This is a genomic window from Bacillus sp. ISL-77 (assembly GCF_018613105.1).
In genome coordinates this window covers 43,653-60,907 of sequence record NZ_JAGGQY010000017.1, presented here as the reverse complement: position 1 = coordinate 60,907, position 17,255 = coordinate 43,653, and the positions used below count along the sequence as shown (strand labels likewise).

18 protein-coding genes, 1 pseudogene and 2 riboswitches are annotated in these 17,255 nt (G+C 38.4%); of the genes and pseudogenes, 6 read left to right on the top strand and 13 right to left on the bottom strand.

The genetic code is table 11. From position 1 onward, the window contains the following. A partial coding sequence (locus J7E77_RS31670; protein WP_214713154.1) for an IS3 family transposase occupies positions 1-113 on the top strand: 113 nt, incomplete at its 5' end. Between the two features lie 68 nt (positions 114-181). Here the strand turns inward: J7E77_RS31670 and J7E77_RS06370 are convergent. From J7E77_RS06370 to J7E77_RS06315, 12 genes and pseudogenes are all read right to left on the bottom strand, one after another. Beyond that, positions 182-424 (bottom strand): DUF2626 domain-containing protein, encoded by a 243-nt coding sequence (locus J7E77_RS06370; protein WP_088088969.1) that lies wholly within the window; start codon positions 422-424, stop codon positions 182-184. A gap of 84 nt (positions 425-508) precedes the next feature. Continuing rightward, positions 509-1,206: pseudogene (locus J7E77_RS06365) on the bottom strand (helix-turn-helix transcriptional regulator). Positions 1,207-1,434: 228 nt separating this feature from the next. Then, positions 1,435-1,620: a YqzE family protein gene (locus tag J7E77_RS06360; RefSeq protein WP_088088967.1), complete on the bottom strand. Its 186-nt coding sequence runs from the start codon at positions 1,618-1,620 to the stop codon at positions 1,435-1,437. Between the two features lie 47 nt (positions 1,621-1,667). Continuing rightward, positions 1,668-2,054, bottom strand: coding sequence for a competence type IV pilus minor pilin ComGG (gene comGG / locus J7E77_RS06355; RefSeq protein ID WP_214713149.1), 387 nt, complete (start codon positions 2,052-2,054; stop codon positions 1,668-1,670). Beyond that, positions 2,051-2,527 (bottom strand): competence type IV pilus minor pilin ComGF, encoded by a 477-nt coding sequence (gene comGF / locus J7E77_RS06350; RefSeq protein WP_251027023.1) that lies wholly within the window; start codon positions 2,525-2,527, stop codon positions 2,051-2,053. Before comGF ends, comGG begins: the two co-directional genes overlap by 4 nt. After that, complete coding sequence (locus tag J7E77_RS06345; RefSeq protein WP_214713148.1) at positions 2,475-2,786, bottom strand: hypothetical protein; 312 nt, start codon at positions 2,784-2,786, stop codon at positions 2,475-2,477. The genes comGF and J7E77_RS06345 overlap by 53 nt, the downstream gene beginning before the upstream one ends. 10 nt (positions 2,787-2,796) lie before the next feature. Then, a complete protein-coding gene (gene comGD / locus J7E77_RS06340; protein WP_214713147.1) occupies positions 2,797-3,237 on the bottom strand; it encodes a competence type IV pilus minor pilin ComGD in 441 nt (146 codons plus the stop codon). Beyond that, positions 3,237-3,557 carry a competence type IV pilus major pilin ComGC gene (comGC, locus tag J7E77_RS06335; protein ID WP_282599550.1) on the bottom strand — a complete coding sequence of 107 codons (321 nt, stop codon included), beginning with the start codon at positions 3,555-3,557 and terminating at the stop codon, positions 3,237-3,239. Before comGC ends, comGD begins: the two co-directional genes overlap by 1 nt. Positions 3,558-3,577: 20 nt before the next feature. After that, positions 3,578-4,630, bottom strand: coding sequence for a competence type IV pilus assembly protein ComGB (gene comGB, locus J7E77_RS06330; protein ID WP_251028004.1), 1,053 nt, complete (start codon positions 4,628-4,630; stop codon positions 3,578-3,580). Beyond that, complete coding sequence (comGA, locus tag J7E77_RS06325; RefSeq protein ID WP_088088960.1) at positions 4,596-5,678, bottom strand: competence type IV pilus ATPase ComGA; 1,083 nt, start codon at positions 5,676-5,678, stop codon at positions 4,596-4,598. Before comGA ends, comGB begins: the two co-directional genes overlap by 35 nt. A gap of 127 nt (positions 5,679-5,805) precedes the next feature. Beyond that, a complete protein-coding gene (locus J7E77_RS06320) occupies positions 5,806-6,597 on the bottom strand; it encodes a YqhG family protein (RefSeq protein WP_214713146.1) in 792 nt (263 codons plus the stop codon). Then, positions 6,575-8,263, bottom strand: coding sequence for a DEAD/DEAH box helicase (locus J7E77_RS06315; protein ID WP_214713145.1), 1,689 nt, complete (start codon positions 8,261-8,263; stop codon positions 6,575-6,577). The genes J7E77_RS06320 and J7E77_RS06315 overlap by 23 nt, the downstream gene beginning before the upstream one ends. 177 nt (positions 8,264-8,440) lie before the next feature. After that, positions 8,441-8,528, top strand: a riboswitch (glycine riboswitch). Positions 8,529-8,531: 3 nt separating this feature from the next. Next, positions 8,532-8,611: riboswitch (glycine riboswitch) on the top strand. Positions 8,612-8,697: 86 nt separating this feature from the next. Here J7E77_RS06315 and gcvT point away from each other — a divergent pair. Genes gcvT through gcvPB form a run of 3 tightly spaced genes read left to right on the top strand, consistent with a single transcriptional unit; the run spans position 8,698 to position 12,622 of the window. Further along, a complete protein-coding gene (gene gcvT, locus J7E77_RS06310; protein ID WP_214713144.1) occupies positions 8,698-9,804 on the top strand; it encodes a glycine cleavage system aminomethyltransferase GcvT in 1,107 nt (368 codons plus the stop codon). Positions 9,805-9,822: 18 nt separating this feature from the next. Then, complete coding sequence (gene gcvPA / locus J7E77_RS06305) at positions 9,823-11,169, top strand: aminomethyl-transferring glycine dehydrogenase subunit GcvPA (protein ID WP_214713143.1); 1,347 nt, start codon at positions 9,823-9,825, stop codon at positions 11,167-11,169. Then, positions 11,162-12,622, top strand: coding sequence for an aminomethyl-transferring glycine dehydrogenase subunit GcvPB (gene gcvPB, locus J7E77_RS06300; RefSeq protein ID WP_214713142.1), 1,461 nt, complete (start codon positions 11,162-11,164; stop codon positions 12,620-12,622). The genes gcvPA and gcvPB overlap by 8 nt, the downstream gene beginning before the upstream one ends. Before the next feature lie 101 nt (positions 12,623-12,723). Here the strand turns inward: gcvPB and J7E77_RS06295 are convergent, their stop codons facing one another. After that, positions 12,724-13,107: a rhodanese-like domain-containing protein gene (locus J7E77_RS06295; RefSeq protein ID WP_168245059.1), complete on the bottom strand. Its 384-nt coding sequence runs from the start codon at positions 13,105-13,107 to the stop codon at positions 12,724-12,726. Positions 13,108-13,300: 193 nt separating this feature from the next. Here J7E77_RS06295 and J7E77_RS06290 point away from each other — a divergent pair, with 193 nt between their 5' ends. Both J7E77_RS06290 and J7E77_RS06285 read left to right on the top strand, forming a co-directional pair. Beyond that, positions 13,301-14,137 (top strand): lipoate--protein ligase family protein, encoded by an 837-nt coding sequence (locus J7E77_RS06290; protein WP_214713141.1) that lies wholly within the window; start codon positions 13,301-13,303, stop codon positions 14,135-14,137. A gap of 342 nt (positions 14,138-14,479) precedes the next feature. Further along, complete coding sequence (locus tag J7E77_RS06285) at positions 14,480-17,038, top strand: vitamin B12-dependent ribonucleotide reductase (RefSeq protein WP_214713140.1); 2,559 nt, start codon at positions 14,480-14,482, stop codon at positions 17,036-17,038. The last annotated feature ends 217 nt before the right edge of the window (positions 17,039-17,255 follow it).

The following is a 17,255-nucleotide window of genomic DNA, read 5'->3' as shown; positions in this document are numbered from 1 at the left end:
TAAAGGAAGTACGAAATCATGTAGAAGATTACGTTAAACATTATAATGAAGAACGCATTCAAGAAAAATTAGGCTACCAAACGCCCGTTGAATTTGGAAGTATGGCAGCCTAATAAGGGTGTTTTATCTCTGTCTCAAATCACTAGGACAGTCTAATACCGACGTTTTTTCTAAATGTTTCTCAATGACCTGCACCAGGCACCATCATGAACGTAGTCCAATAAGTGAAACCTGCGAAGAAAACTGTTAAATATGCTCCGAATACCCACAAATACATGCGCTCGGATAATTTAAGATAGCTAAGCAGAACGAAAAAACCTGTTTGGGCTAAGAATAGCATTGCCGTTTTATCCATATCACCTAGATAAAACATAACTGTAAAAATGCCCGTCCAGAAACCACAAACTCTGAACATGCGATCCATATGTATCCCCCTCCTTTTACCCTACGATACCATCATTACAATATTATAAGGAAAAGGAGGCATAATGTAAATAATGGTTTCGAATTAGTTTGTAACCAGCGCTTGATATGAACAAGTTTCGCAGCCAGAAATAATATTTTCTTTTTCAATCAACTCAACGGATTCAAATAGTGCTCCAAACATTCCCATTAGAAATTCATGGTGCATACTGCAAACTGTTTCCGAATGTTCTTCTGCCACTTCTTTAAATGGACAATTGAAAATTTGAAAATAGATTTTTGTTTTTTCACCGTTTGCTCAAATTCTGGATAAAAACCTGCAAGCGTTGCAGCGCTTTTTAATATTGTTAGCTTTTGCTCAAATTCTAATTCCTCACCAAATGCTCTTTTTGCCTTTTCTTGTTCAATCACTTCTGTACCAAATCGTTTTCCTGTTAGATAAAGGGCTTGCTTTCCTGCTTCTCCAAGCGAAATCATTGTTTGGAGTGCGACTTTGGATAAAAGCATGTAGTCGCGAAACGGGAAATGCAGCTGGATTACATCGTCAGATAAACGATATAATCTACTTGGTCTGCCGCCCTTACCTGTTTTCTTGGTTTCGGATGCTAACATATTTACATCTTCAAGCTTTGATAAATGCAATCTTGCTACATTCGGATGAATATTAAAATTTTCCGCCACCTCTTGAACGGTTACTTCTTGATGACGTTTTGTAATGTATTGATAAATATAGTACCGTGTTGGATCTGACAAAACGTTTGTTATTTTTAATGTTTGTTCCATCACTGTTCACCTCGGACCCCCATAATTTATTCCATTATAATACAGCCATTTTAACATGGGAATGTGGTTAACAATGTTAACACTATATGTTTAGAAAATGTTCACAATTTGCGACTTTATATTGTAACAATATAATAAAAAAATAGCCTAAATTCATTAATAATATCTTGTCAATAGCAGAAATATAGTTTTTTGGAAAAATAACGAAGCAGACCCAGCATCCGCTCGTTACAATTTTCGTCTTTTTTTGACTTCAAAATAAACGATGTAGGGTAGAATTCCGAACCAGCGATACCAAAAAGAAGCTTTTGTTTCTTTTCGAGCTGTACGAATTCGTTTTCGTTCATCCTTCGGTTGGTCTGCGTATTTCACGATGGTTTGGGTCATATATTTCACATAGTCGTTTGTTTTCATGGACACACCTGCCTTTAATTTTCATAAACAAGTATGTCCATATTTCTTCATTTTAATTCGACCCATTTACTTAATCTCTTTGTCCTTGTATCAAAATATCCCCGTCCAATGACTGTTTTGTCAACAGCATGGAGGTGGAGAGTAAAATTGACTTTTTGGACATACCCAGTAGGAGTTTCAGCTTGGTAATCCATGGTGCCGTTAACAAAACTAATTGTTCCCTTGACAGGTAAGATCCCACTCTTTTGAAATATTACTTCAACTTTTTTTACCGACGATAGAAAATAGTACTCCTCTTGGAGGATGATAGCCGTTTCATGTGCCATTTTTCTTTCGGATAACAATTGTTCAATACGTACCGAGAAAAATAATAAAAAAATGATGATCAGGCACAAGGTAAGTGGGTAAGTGAAGCCTTTTTCATTATTTTTCATGGGACTGGCCCCGAATTTACTAATGGAAAAGCTGTAACTGAGTATTCTTTTCCCCATAGATCCGTTACGATGGTTTTGACTGCATTGTTTAAAATGGCGAACGAATATTGTGAAACATTTTGGAGGATTATTTCATGACCAGTTGAATTCACACGTCTCCTAAGATTAGTACCGTACTTTTCATATTGAATGGTTCCAGTATCCTTCGTTAGAATTAACCTTCCGGAAATCACTTCGGCACGAGTGGACTGCTTTATTTCTTTTTTGATTTGGCTCGAAAAAACTTCCCATTCCATTGCCTGTAACGATGCCTCAGTGTCCTTATTAGTCAGGATAATTTGAAAAACAGGTGTCATAAAGAAAATAATCGTCGTAAAAATTGAAAAAGCAATTAGTACCTCGATGAGCGTAAATGCTTTTTCATTCAAGGGGCCCACAAATTTCGGTTTCAGGCTGTAATGAATTTTTTTCAATTCTTACACACACCTCCTTTTGGTCAGCTGCTCCGGTGTCTTTCCATGTGATTTGGTATTCAACTCCATTCAAAATGGAAGTGTAATTTGAAAATGTTTTATTACTGATTAATTTGGTCTGTAGTTCCTCATACATCAGCTGCCTCGCCTTGCTCTCCCATTCTAATTGGCGTGATTGATCTCTTAGTTCGATCAATAAAGGCAGTAAAAATAAACCAAGCATTAACCAGGCAGATAAAGAAAGTAGCAGTTCAAGCAAAAAAAATCCTCTAGAACTCCTTAACATAGAACCGACCCTTTCCAATTAAAAAGGTAATAACATATGTTTTATTTTTTGTTTGGATAAAAAAATTTCCAAACTGGTTTACGTTTCCGTCGCTTAGGAATTTCAAATATAAGGGGAGAGAACCTTCTTTGAGATAAATATTTGTACTGTACTTTCGATTGACGATCGGCGTTGGTGCCGGCCACAAATACAGATAATACCTATATTGATCTGGAACAAAAACAATGGATACTTCATCATGATGGGAGATAGCATATTGTTGAGCATAATATAGGTCGGCTTTTAATTGGATTAAAAAGGCCTCATCCTCCATTACTGAGTGCTGTGGTTTTAAGGAGAAAACTGTAATTGAGGAGATAATCATGAAGATGGAGAGAACTAATAAGGACTCAATTAAAGTGAAGCCTTTTTGATGCGTATTCATTATGGAGTGGTTACTGATGCAACAGCTGTTACAGTACCTTCAGAGTCTATTTCAACTGTCTTTCCGTTTGGACAACCTTTAGCGTCCCCCTTAATATATCCTTCTGCTTTTAGTTCCGCGATAGTTGGTACTTTATTCTTATCCATTTCATAAGCCTGAACTTGTGCCTGGACCATTTTAACATAGGCATCACAGCCTTTATTGTTGATGTTAGAATTATGTTTGGCAACGTTTGGAATTGTGATAATTAACAAGACCGAAATTACGAGCATGACGATCATCATTTCAATTAAAGTAAAGCCTTTTTCATTTTTCATCATTTTTATTAACCTCCATTTTTTTAAATGCCGTCCAGTAGATGAAACATGGGTAACAGAATCGCTAAATACATCGAAACCACCATGAATCCAATAAAAATGTAAAGAATTGGCTGGATGGTTGTTAACCGTTTTTCTATCATTTCCTCCATGTTAGTGACACAATGCTTACTGAAAAATAATAACTCCTGCTCCAATTTTCCATTTTCTTGGCCGTGTTTTACAATCATCGGAAATTCTTTTTCGAAAAACGACAGAGACGCTAAAATTGTCTCCAACTTTTCTCCGGTAATTAGCTTAGTTTTAATCGTTTTAGCTAAGTGACTGTAAAAAGGATGCCTGAGATTCTGTTCAAATAGTTGTAAGGATTCGGAAACTGATAATCCACCGGATAAGAGAAAGCTAAGTTGAATGGAAAAGTAGTGGGTAAACAGCAATTTGAGGATCCTGCCAACAAAAGGTATTCGAACAAGTTGTGACCTTTGTTTTAGGACGGAGAGTTTTCTAAAAAAGAGAAGATAATAAGCGGCTCCCATAATTAGGATCAGAAGCAGGGTACCGATAACAGTTGGGAAGTATTGATCAAAAGCATAAATGACATTTGTGAAAAAATTTGCTTCCAGACCAAGTGATGAAAAAAGGGTGGTGAACCTTGGCAGCAATGTATTTTCTATAAAAATAAATAGAAAACCTGTAATAACTAAAAGCACCATTGGATACTGAAGCAACTTGATCAACTTGTGTACGTCTTTATCTTTTAATAGGGCAAGATCACTTCCTTCTAACAGAGCATCAGCAAAGCTGCCATGTTGCTCCGCAAAATAGACATAACCGACTAAGTCTTTGTTGAAACCAAGATTATTTAATGCATCATGAAACGGTAAACCCTTTTTCAACTCTTCTAAACAACCATTTAAATCCTCCTTTCGTTTTGACGGTAATTGTAATGCTATGGATTCAATTGCTAGAGCAATTGGATACCCCCTTGCCAATAGTTCAGCAGTTCTTCTCAGGAAATTTGCTTGTTCATTCACTGACCATTTAGACCGTTTCATCGTCATATACCAATCGTTCATATTCAGATTCTTGAATATATCCAAGGGCAATGCCCTTATTAATTACATCTTTTATCATTCGGTAACGAATTTCTATTTTTTCTCCTTGAGCAGCTTTCATTACTGCGTGTAAATTTCGTCCGGATAAAAGTTCAAATACACTGGCGCGTTTCCATCTGCCATAGGAATAACAAATAGGTGAACATTCTCCTTCGCAAAAAGGGCAGGTAAGTTCAACCAACCTTTGGGCAGTTATGGCAATAAGTGTCTGCTCGACCTCTAACCAATTCACTCCAAACTCACGCAGGCGATAAACCGCTCCCTTCGCATCACGGGTATGCATCGTGGAAAGCACTAGATGGCCTGTTAATGCAGCCCTTACCGCAATCTTTGCCGTCTCAGCATCTCTAATTTCACCGACCATGATAATGTCAGGATCATGTCGAAGAATTGCCTTTAATCCGGCTGCATAGGTGACGCCTGCTTTTTCATTGACTTGGATCTGCAGGACTGAGTCATAGTTTTTTTCAATGGGATCTTCGAGTGTAATGACATTACGATGAAATAAGTGGGCGGTTTCATTTAAAAGGGAATAGAGAGTAGTCGTTTTTCCGCTGCCCGTCGGCCCGGTAAAAATTATTAATCCATGAGCGTGTTTGAGAAGGGCAAGTAGTTTTCGGGTCATTGCTGGGAAGAGTGAAAGTTGGTGAAAAGGAATTTGTTCTTGCTGTGGTAATAGCCGGATGACAAGGCTCTCTCTGTTATTAGAAGGGAGTGTGGAAAGCCTGAGCCCCATTAAATTTCCGTCAACTTCACAAAAAATGGATCCACTTTGTGGTCGTCTTCTTTCTCCGATATCCATATTGGCTGTGAATTTAAAATGTGAGATTAATCTGTCGCATTCGTCTTTTGGAAGGGATAATCGAGGAATTAACTTGTTGGTTAGTCGGATTTGGACGAGTGTGTCCCTCTTCCTTGGGATAATGTGAATATCTGTTGCCTGGTTTCGTGCAGCATCTGTAATGATTCGATTTGCTAAAATTTCTATCTCGCTAACAATAAGTACCACCGCCTTTTCATTTTTCTTTGGATAATATTCGACAAGGTTCCTCCTTATCCTTCTTTATTTTCAAAAATATTTTTAAGGGTGTCAGGCACCATGTGAAAATTTCACATGGTGCCTGACACCCTGTCCCTTATATTGCTTTTTCAGTTAGATAAAAGAGGCCGCCATTGATGAAGGATATGGAGATTTTTGGTTCGTACTGTTCCTGTAGAGCCATTTTTTCGGTTTCAAAGTTTTCATTTTCATCTTCAACATCTTCGTAAAAATGATTCAAGAGGCGTAAATCTTTATCCCAACGTTCTCGAGCATCTATTGCCCAAGAGTGGTCATCCTTCTCAATTATGGATGTAAGATAGGTTTCAACTCTCATCATCCCGCTTTGAGGTTTCACTAAAGGTGACAAAGTAAAGGAGTAATCAGGTATTTTTGGTGTTAACGGTATTTCAAGCAGTCTGTCATGGAAATCTTCAACCATTTTTCCGTTAATGAGTTGTAAGCCGATTGATTTGAAAATATCCCGCTTACGGTCACATTGATAGGAGATCTTAACATTCATACAAAGCCATGGTAGTAAAGGAGTTTGCTTGTTTTGATTCCGATGATTTTCATAAAGTCGGATATAGCTGGCTAAATTTTTCGCCGAAGTAAAAATTTGATGAAGCCGAGGTGAACCAAAATGAATGATTTCCCCCTTTATATTTTCAGGAGCGGCATCTTGGTTCGTAATAAATGTTAACTTCATCGGGTTTGGAATTCCGCCCGTTTTTTCTAAATAGTGCCAGTAAAAAGGCCGATTCATTAATTCCTTATCAAGTTCAACTGTTAATTGAACAGTCAAATAGCCTGGGCTATTCGCCACAATTGCACAGTCATTAGCCTGAAAATAGTTCAATAAAAAGTTATGAATTTCCTGCTGCTGCATGTGAATCTCCCTTCTTCATGTCCTGAGCAAATTCAATCATTGATGATAAATTTTCCATTTTAATTCGCATTTCGCCTTCGGATGAGGATTGTCCAAAAATATCGATTAAATGGTCTTCTATATTGCCAAATTCCAACTTTGTTAATATATCGTCAAGTTCACCAATTACTTTTTCAAATAAATGTATTTTCTCATAAAGAAGCTTCAAAATATGTTCTTCGACAGTATTTTTTATCGCAAAATTATAAATCATGACATCCTTTTCCTGGCCCAGACGATGGATACGACCAATTCGTTGTTCGAGCCTCATTGGATTCCATGGCAAATCAAAGTTAATTATATGATTACAAAATTGAAGGTTAATACCTTCACCGCCTGCTTCAGTTGCAATAAGGACTTGAGCGTGCTTTTGGAATAATTCTCTCATCCAGTCCTTTTTTCCACGCTTAAAGCCGCCCCGAAAAGGGACAGATGAAATTCCATGCTGTTTTAAATACCATTGGAGGTACATTTGTGTTGCACGGTATTCTGTAAAAATAATCACTTTATCATTTACTTTTTGAATTAATTCTAATGCTTTTTCCGCTTTTGAATTCTTCTGGACAGCTTCGACTTTTGTTATTAAATACTGAATTTGTTCTTCGAAAGCTGGGGTTGGATTTTCCTTTTTTTGCAGCATGTTTTTTAATGTATAAAAAACTGCTTCTCTACTGCTGCATGCCTCACGCTGTAATGTCATTACGGAGAATGAACTTGCCTGTGCCCAATTCCCCTCATTTTTTAATTCAGTAATTGACTCATAAAGATCTTTCTCCTCTTGAGTGCATTCAATCGGAATGGTTTCCACATGCCTTTTCGTCCACTCAATGCCTGTATCTGCCCGCCGGTTCCGAATCATAACCTTGTTTACTAATTCTTTTAAATGCTCATCATCATTTAATGAACGTGCATCTCGTTTGTATTTTTCAAAGAATGTCGTTTCGCTGCCTAAATGTCCTGGTTTTAATAATGAAACCAGATTAAAAATTTCCTCGATACGGTTCTGAATGGGTGTTGCCGTCAATAGTAAACAAAATTTCTTTTTCAGATTTTGGACAAATTCGTAGTTTTTTGTTTTGTTATTTTTAAGTTTATGGGCTTCATCAATGATAATTAGGTCATAGTCCTGCTTGAAAATGATGTCTCGGTGTGGATTCCGTTTGGCCGTATCAATCGACGACACGACGACATCACATTGTTCCCATACATAACTTTTTCTTTGTGAAATGGCTGGAATGAAAAATTTGCTATTCAACTCCATCGACCATTGAGTAACTAACGATGCAGGGACAAGAATTAATACCTTTTTCACCAATCCGCGAATCATATATTCTTTTAGAATAAGCCCGGCCTCAATCGTTTTTCCGAGTCCTACTTCATCGGCAAGGATGGCTTTCCCATTCATGTTTTCAATTACTTGTTTTGCTGTTTCAAGCTGGTGAGGAAGTGGGGTTAGATTGGGTAAATGGCTTGGTGCCAATAAACCCTTGAAATCTGGAATGACGAGATGTTTTTCAACTCCAATTGCTAGTTTAAAAAGTTCCCAATTCCCCCATGGACCATCGTTTTCAATTCTATGTAAAAAATCATCCTTCCAGGAGGAATCAAATTCAATTTCGATCGACATGGTTCCAGCTCCTTTTTGTTCAATTTCCAGCTTTATTCTTTTCTAATAAAGTTATTGCTCAATGTATTATTTTAATGTTAGGATGATAATAGCTTTGAATGTTTTAAATATTTTAATAAAGTAATTTATTTTATAAGTATAATTAGTATGACCAATTTGGATAATATTATAATGCGAATGATTATAAGGGGAGAGACTACTTATGTAGCGCCGAAGGAGCAAGCAGAAATGTGAATCTCTCAGGCAAAAGAACTCTTGTAGGACGCAGCTCTGGAGAGCGCTGCTAGCTTTAAGCAGCCACCAAAGGGGAAAGCCTTTCTAGGTAAACTTTCAGGTGCAAGGACAGAGACCTTCTTACGTTTCATAGGAGGTTTCTGTCCTTTTTTAAATTTTCCAAGGAATAATTTGTGCCAAAGATTGAAGGGGGATTAAGAATGTCTGATTTAAAACGAACTCCACTTTTTGATGTGTATAAAGAATGGGGTGGAAAAACTATTGATTTTGGTGGTTGGGCACTGCCGGTCCAATTCTCTAGCATTAAAGAAGAGCATGAAGCTGTTCGCTCTTGTGCAGGATTATTTGATGTTTCCCATATGGGTGAAGTAGAAGTAAAAGGCACTAATAGCTTAGCATTTTTACAAAAAATGCTGACTAATGACATTTCAAAAGTAAAAAATGGAGGTGCCCAGTACACCGCCATGTGTTATGAAAATGGCGGTACAGTTGATGACCTGCTTGTATATAAAATTGAAGACAATCATTACCTTTTAGTAGTAAACGCATCAAATATTGAAAAAGATTACAAATGGCTTGAAGACCATTTAACTGGTGATGTCTCTTTAGAAAACTTATCGGAAAAAACAGCACAGCTGGCTATCCAGGGACCACTTGCGGAAAAAGTATTGCAAAAGCTTGCGGGAGATAATGATTTAAGCCAAATTGGCTTTTTCAAATTCCAACAAGATGTAATCCTAAATGGGAAAAAGGCACTGGTATCAAGAACTGGTTATACTGGTGAAGATGGCTTTGAAGTGTATTGCGATGCAGAAGATGTTGTGGACCTTTGGAGAGAAATTTTAACTGCAGGTAAAGAAGATGGAGTAATCCCATGTGGATTAGGGTCACGCGACACACTTCGCTTTGAAGCAGTTTTAGCGCTTTATGGTCAAGAACTATCTCCAGAAATTTCACCACTTGAAGCTGGAATTGGCTTCGCTGTGAAATTAAACAAAGAAGATGACTTTATCGGGAAACAAGCGTTAATCCAACAAAAAGAAAAGGGTTTAACAAGAAAATTGGTTGGAATCGAAATGATTGATCGTGGGATTCCACGTCATGGCTACCCTGTTTATAAAGATGATCAGTTAATTGGTGAGGTTACAACTGGAACGCAATCACCCACGTTAAAGAGGAATATTGGTCTTGCCCTAATCAATGCAGAATTTGCGGGTCTTGAATCCGAAGTTGAAGTTGAAATTCGCGGCAAACGTTTAAAAGCTACTGTAGTTCCAACACCTTTTTATAAAAAAGAAAAGAAATAACAGAAGGGAGTTAGGTTTATGAAACATCGCTATTTACCTATGACTGAACAAGATAAGAAGACTATGCTTGAGGCAATTGGTGTTTCCTCTATTGATGAACTGTTTAGCGATATCCCTGAGAAAGTAAGATTTAAGGGTGAGTACAATATAAAAGCGGCAAAGTCTGAAACAGCCTTAATGAAAGAGCTTTTTAAGATGGCAAGTCGGAACGCTGACCTGAAAAGAAACGTATCTTTTATAGGTGCAGGTGTTTATGACCATTACATGCCTGTAATTGTCGACCATGTTATTTCTAGATCAGAATTTTATACAGCTTATACACCTTATCAACCAGAAATTTCACAAGGTGAACTTCAAGCTATCTTTGAATTCCAAACAATGATTTGTGAGTTAACTGGAATGGATGTTGCCAACTCATCGATGTATGATGGCGGAACTGCACTTGCTGAAGCAGCGATGCTTAGTGCAGGCCATACCAAACGAAAAACAATAGTTGTATCCAGTGCTGTACATCCAGAATCACGTGATGTTCTTAAAACTTATGCAAAGGGTCAGTACCTCAATGTGATTGAAGTACCAGTCAAAGATGGTGTAACAGATCTAGACGCATTAAAGGGACTAGTTAATGAAGATGTTGCAGCCGTTATCGTCCAATATCCAAACTTCTTTGGGCGAGTCGAGCCGTTAAAAGAGCTTGAGGAAATCATTCATGCAAATAAGTCCATGTTTGTTGTTTCAAGTAACCCACTTTCCCTTGGGGTATTAACACCTCCAGGTAAATTTGGTGCTGACATCGTTATTGGTGATGCGCAGCCGTTTGGGATCCCAACTGCCTTTGGCGGACCGCACTGCGGATATTTTGCTGTCACTACTAAGTTAATGCGGAAAGTTCCAGGCCGTCTTGTTGGACAGACAACGGATGACCAAGGGCGCCGTGGTTTTGTCTTAACACTGCAAGCACGTGAACAGCATATCCGACGTGATAAAGCGACATCAAATATTTGCTCCAATCAGGCATTAAATGCCCTCGCTGCATCTGTAGCGATGACCGCACTTGGTAAAAAGGGTGTCAGGGAAATGGCTGCGGCCAACTTGCAAAAAGCTCATTATGCGAAAAATGCTTTCAAGGAAGCTGGCTTTGAAGTTGTTTATGATGGCCATTCCTTCAATGAATTCGTTGTGAAATTAACTAAGCCTGTAAAAGAAATCAACCAAAACCTTTTACAAAAAGGAATAATCGGGGGCTATGATTTAGGTCGTGATTATTCAGAACTGGCTAACCATATGCTGATTGCTGTAACAGAACAAAGATCGAAGGAAGAAATTGATACTCTAGTGAAAGAATTGGGGGATTTCCATGCATAATCAAGACCAGGCACTCATTTTTGAACTTAGCACACCAGGCCGCATCGGCTACAGCCTGCCGGAAATGGATGTACCGGAACTAGATCTCAGTGGTCTCCTTCCTGATGGTTACCTTCGTACAGAAGAGCCTGAACTTCCTGAAGTTTCGGAGCTTGATATTATGCGCCACTACACTGCCCTCTCGAGGAGAAATCATGGCGTCGATTCAGGATTCTATCCACTAGGCTCGTGTACGATGAAATATAATCCGAAAATCAACGAAAATGTAGCGCGTTTTAACGGATTTGCACATGTACATCCGCTGCAAGATGAAAGCTCTGTTCAAGGTGCTCTTGAACTTTTATACGATTTGCAGGAGCATTTAATCGAAATAACAGGTATGGACGAAGTGACCTTGCAACCTGCCGCAGGGGCTCATGGGGAATGGACAGGTTTAATGATGATCCGTGCTTATCATGAGGCTAACGGTGATATGAACCGTACAAAAGTAATCGTCCCTGATTCTGCTCATGGTACGAACCCAGCTTCTGCTACGATTGCTGGTCTAGAAACAATTACCGTTAAATCAAATGAACATGGTCTTGTCGACCTTGAAGATTTAAGAAGGGTTGTTGGGGAAGATACTGCTGCATTAATGTTAACCAACCCGAATACGCTTGGACTATTTGAAGAAAACATTCTTGAATTGGCTGAAATTGTCCATGAAGCAGGTGGTAAGCTTTATTATGATGGAGCAAACCTAAACGCCGTTCTTTCAAAAGCAAGACCTGGGGATATGGGATTTGATGTTGTTCACTTAAATCTTCATAAAACATTCACTGGCCCACATGGAGGCGGTGGTCCTGGTTCCGGTCCTGTCGGGGTGAAGGCAGACCTTATCCCGTTCTTACCGAAGCCGATTATCACAAAGCAAGGCGAAGAATATGTCCTTGATTATGACCGCCCGCAATCAATTGGCCGTGTGAAGCCATATTACGGAAACTTCGGGATCAATGTTCGTGCTTACACATACATTCGCTCAATGGGACCAGATGGCTTAAAAGCGGTAACAGAGTACGCTGTATTAAATGCGAACTACATGATGAGAAGGCTTGCTGAATATTATGATCTACCATTTGATAGACATTGCAAGCATGAATTTGTACTCAGTGGAAGACGTCAGAAAAAACTAGGCGTTCGTACATTGGATATTGCGAAACGTCTGCTTGATTTTGGCTACCACCCACCAACCATTTACTTCCCATTAAATGTGGAAGAGTGTATTATGATTGAACCGACTGAGACCGAATCAAAAGAGACACTGGATTCGTTCATCGATATTATGATCCAAATCGCTAAAGAAGCGGAAGAAAATCCAGAAATCGTTCAAGAAGCACCACATACAACAGTGGTCGGCCGGATGGACGAAACAAAAGCAGCCCGTAAACCAGTTTTGAAATACCAAGAAGCTTAATAAAATGAAAGGTCAGATTCGAAAAATAATCTGACCTTTTATCTTGTGTAGCAGTTTTTGAAATTAAAAAAGGCTCCGAATCCGGAACCTTAAATGATTTCTTATTTCTTAGTTTTTACTTTACCTGACCATTTTTTGAACCCGCCTTGTAGCTGAGTAAGGTCTCGATAGCCTTTTCGGTGTAAGAATTGGGCTGCACGTGCACTGCGCATTCCACTTTGGCAATACAAATATACTGGCATATCAGAACGAATTTCTTTCATACGCATTTTCATTTGCGACATTGGGATATTACGTGCTCCTAAAATATGGCCGCCTTCGAATTCATTTGATTCACGAACATCTATTAGTTGTGCCTTTCTGTACCCCGCACGGAACTCTTCTTCTGTTACCGTTTTAACAATTCTTTTCTGATAGAAAAATGTAAAAACGGAATAAATGATAACTGCTACAATAATGATTAATAATGGATAAAGTGAACTCAATTTCTTTTTGCTCCTTTCAAGCTTTCCTGCACTAGTATTTATTATATAAGTCAATTCGATAAAGATAAAGATGAATGCAAAAAAATCTTTTGATATTACCTAAATAATTATAGCAGAAACATCTTATTTTGAATCTATATCAGATTTTGGTAGACTTAAGCACGAGATAATTATAAAAAAATGAGGTTTTAGAATGAAAAAAGAAGTTTGGCGTTTTATTGATACTGGAAATAGTTCACCATCTTTTAATATGGCTTTAGATGAAGCGTTACTCGATTGGCATAGTGAAGGGAAATTTCCTCCAGTGATTCGTTTCTATGGCTGGGATCCGGCAACGCTATCAGTAGGATATTTTCAAAAAGTAGAGAAAGAAATTGATATGGAAGCAGTTAAGGCACACCAATTAGGTTTCGTAAGAAGACCTACAGGAGGACGTGGAGTTCTGCACGAGCATGAACTTACCTATAGTGTCATCGTTTCTGAGGAACATCCAGAAATGCCTAATTCTGTTACAGAGGCATACCGTGTAATATCTGAAGGAATTTTAAAAGGTTTTCACCATTTAGGACTTGAGGCATATTTTGCTGTCCCAAAAACAGCAGAAGAACGGGATGCTTTGAAAAACCCTCGCTCTGCTGTATGCTTTGATGCTCCAAGCTGGTATGAGCTTGTGGTGGAAGGCAGGAAGGTTGCCGGAAGTGCACAAACGAGACAAAAGGGAGTAATTCTACAGCACGGCTCCATTCTGTTAGATTTAGATGAAGATAAGCTATTTAGTTTATTTAAATATCCAAGTGAGAGAGTTAAGGAACGAATGAGAAAAGCATTTAAGGATAAAGCGGTTGCGATCAACAACATTAGTCCAAGAAGAATTTCACTTGAGGAAGCAAAGGAAGCTTTTTATAAAGGCTTTGCTGAGGGTCTAAATATTGAGCTTGAAACTTATCAATTAACTGAGGAAGAACTAGCTTATGTTGAAAAGATTGCAAAAGATCGCTATGAAAGTGATGAATGGAATTTTAAAAGATAATTTGAAGCGGCGAATTCGCCGTCTTTTTTTGTTGCCTTGACGATTAATGTAAAGAAGCAACCTGCGAAATTTGTTGAATTTTCCTGTTTTCTGACGAAAATCTATTAAAAGCTATTGATTACTTTTAAATCTATTATTTTTTGAGTTTGACAAAATAATTATAGTTTGCTTGACATACAATATATAGTGGTGTCGAAAATATTTTCGGTACTATATATTGATATTTAGTTGATTTATTCAGGTGGGCTATGATAACCTAAAAATACAAACCAACTAGATATAGCGTAAACCTGCTAGATTTAGCACAATAGGTGCATTTTTATTTAAGAAGGAGTTGTTCTAATGTCTGTAGTTTTTAGACAAACAATGAATATTGATTTTGAAAGGTTGAATGAGGATATTCAATTATTCCCCCAGGTGCATCCAGTTACCCCAGATATGAAAATAACTCACAAGGGTGTTTCTCGTTTGGTCATGTTGGACCGCTATACCTTTAAAGATAATGCAAAAATTACTCTTACAAACGGCGACTTTGTTGTTTTAACTATTAAAGAAGATCCGAAATTTCCAGCTCGTGGTCTTGGTTACATTATGGAAATAGACTGGGAAAAGAAAAAAGCGAAAGTTTTAGTCGAAGAGGAATTCAGGGGAGTACTCGATGATCCTGAAGAAGCTAGTACGGGTGTGATAGTCAGATCCTTAGATGTAATTGAGAAGCCTTTGGAGCTCTTCTATGAGCAAATTGCGAAGCGTAATGCTACTGGTCTTGCTTCTGTAGAAAAGACGGAAGAGAAGCGAAGAGAATGGACTGAGAGGTTTTATCAAGAGCTTGTTAACATGAACTTCATTCCAGCAGGTCGTGTTCTTTACGGAGCTGGGGCAGATACTGATGTAACATACTTTAATTGCTATGTAATGCCGTTTGTTCCTGACTCTCGTGAAGGTATCTCTGATCATCGTAAGCAAGTAATGGAGATTATGAGCCGTGGCGGCGGTGTTGGAACAAATGGCTCGACGCTGAGACCGAGAAATACACTAGCTAGAGGCGTCAATGGTAAATCATCTGGATCGGTTTCATGGTTGGATGATATTGCGAAATTGACTCATTTGGTTGAGCAAGGCGGATCAAGACGCGGAGCTCAGATGATCATGTTGGCCGATTGGCATCCAGACATTATTGAATTTATTATTTCTAAGATGCAAAATCCTAGAATTCTACGATTCTTGATTGAAAATACAAATGATGAAACGATTAAAAAACTTGCTAAAGACAAGCTAAAGTTCACCCCTCTAACTTTAAGGGAAACTGCAATGTACCAAGGAATTGTAAATTATAAAAACATTCCTGGGTTTGGTGGATTTGATGAAAACATTATCGCAGATGCAGAAGAGAAATTATTAACTGGCGGTAATTACACTGTCCACAATTCAGAATTCCTTACAGGTGCGAACATCTCTGTCTGTTTAACAAAGGAATTTATGGATGCTGTAGAAACCGATAGTGACTATGAACTCCGCTTCCCGTATGTTGAACAATATGATCAAGAGGAAATGGGTATTTACAACCAAGAATGGCATAAAGTTGGTGACGTTCGCGAGTGGGAAAAACAAGGGCATAAAGTACGAGTATACAAAAAGTTCAAAGCAAAAGAACTTTGGAACCTAATCAATATTTGCGCGACCTACTCAGCTGAACCGGGAATATTTTTTATCGATAACGCAAACGACATGACTAATGCAAAAGCATATGGACAACAAGTCGTTGCAACAAATCCATGTGGAGAGCAGCCTCTCGCACCATTTTCCGTCTGTAATCTTGCAGCTGTCAATCTCGCTGAGATGGCTGATAAGGACACAAAAACTGTTGATTTTGAAAAGCTTAAGAAAACAGTAGCTGTGGGCGTACGGATGCAGGATAATGTCATCAACGCAACCCCGTATTTCCTTGAAGAAAATAAAAAACAGGCTCTTGGTGAAAGACGTGTGGGGCTTGGAGTCATGGGCTTGCATGACATGCTGATTTATTGTGAAACGAAGTATGGATCACCAGAAGGAAACGAACTCGTTGATCAAGTATTTGAAATAATTGCAACTACTGCATACAGAACATCAATTGAATTGGCAAAAGAGAAGGGAAGTTTCCCATTCTTAACTGGTGAAACAACATCAGAAACCAATCGATTAAGACAGGCCTTCATAAATACAGGGTTTATGAAAAAAATGCCCGATGATATCCGCCAATCTATTTTAGAAAACGGAATTAGAAATTCCCATTTACTAACTGTGGCACCAACTGGATCCACAGGGACCATGGTTGGAGTTTCCACCGGACTTGAGCCTTATTTCTCATTCTCTTATTTCCGTAGTGGACGCCTCGGTAAATTTATCGAAGTTAAAGCGGATATTGTGAAAGAATACTTGGACCAGCACCCAGAAGCAGATGAAAACAATCTTCCTCACTGGTTTGTTACATCGATGGAGCTTTCAACTGAAGCCCATGCGGATGTTCAATGTGTCATCCAGCGCTGGATAGATAGTTCTATCAGTAAAACTGTCAACGCACCAAAAGGTTATAGTGTAGAGCAGGTCGAAAAAGTTTATCAGCGTTTGTACCGCGGCGGGGCAAAAGGTGGAACTGTTTATGTTGATGGTTCACGCGATTCTCAGGTACTAACACTAAAAGCTGAAGAAAACACCAATGAACAATTATCAATTTTTAATGAAAAACCGAAGCAGCATGTTGTCCTTGTTGATACAATCAGTGAACTCCGCTCAACAAGTGTAACGATCGGCTCTGAAGTAGGTAACACTTGCCCAGTCTGCCGGACTGGAAAAGTAAAAGAAATGGGTGGCTGCAATACCTGTGCAAACTGCGGCGCTCAATTAAAATGTGGTTTATAATACGTATTTTTTAGAGGGGGAGAAAATCCCCCTTTTTTTGTTTATCAAGGTCAATATCCGTCCCTGAAAGTTACACTATACTGCATCATATGCAGCATATTTTGCTAATTGAAGTAGAACGAAGTCGAAACTTGTAATATAACTGTAATCTACCTGTTACGTCCATGTTACTCTTTTTTTGTATATTATGAGTAACGAAGCACACAGGGGGATTAAA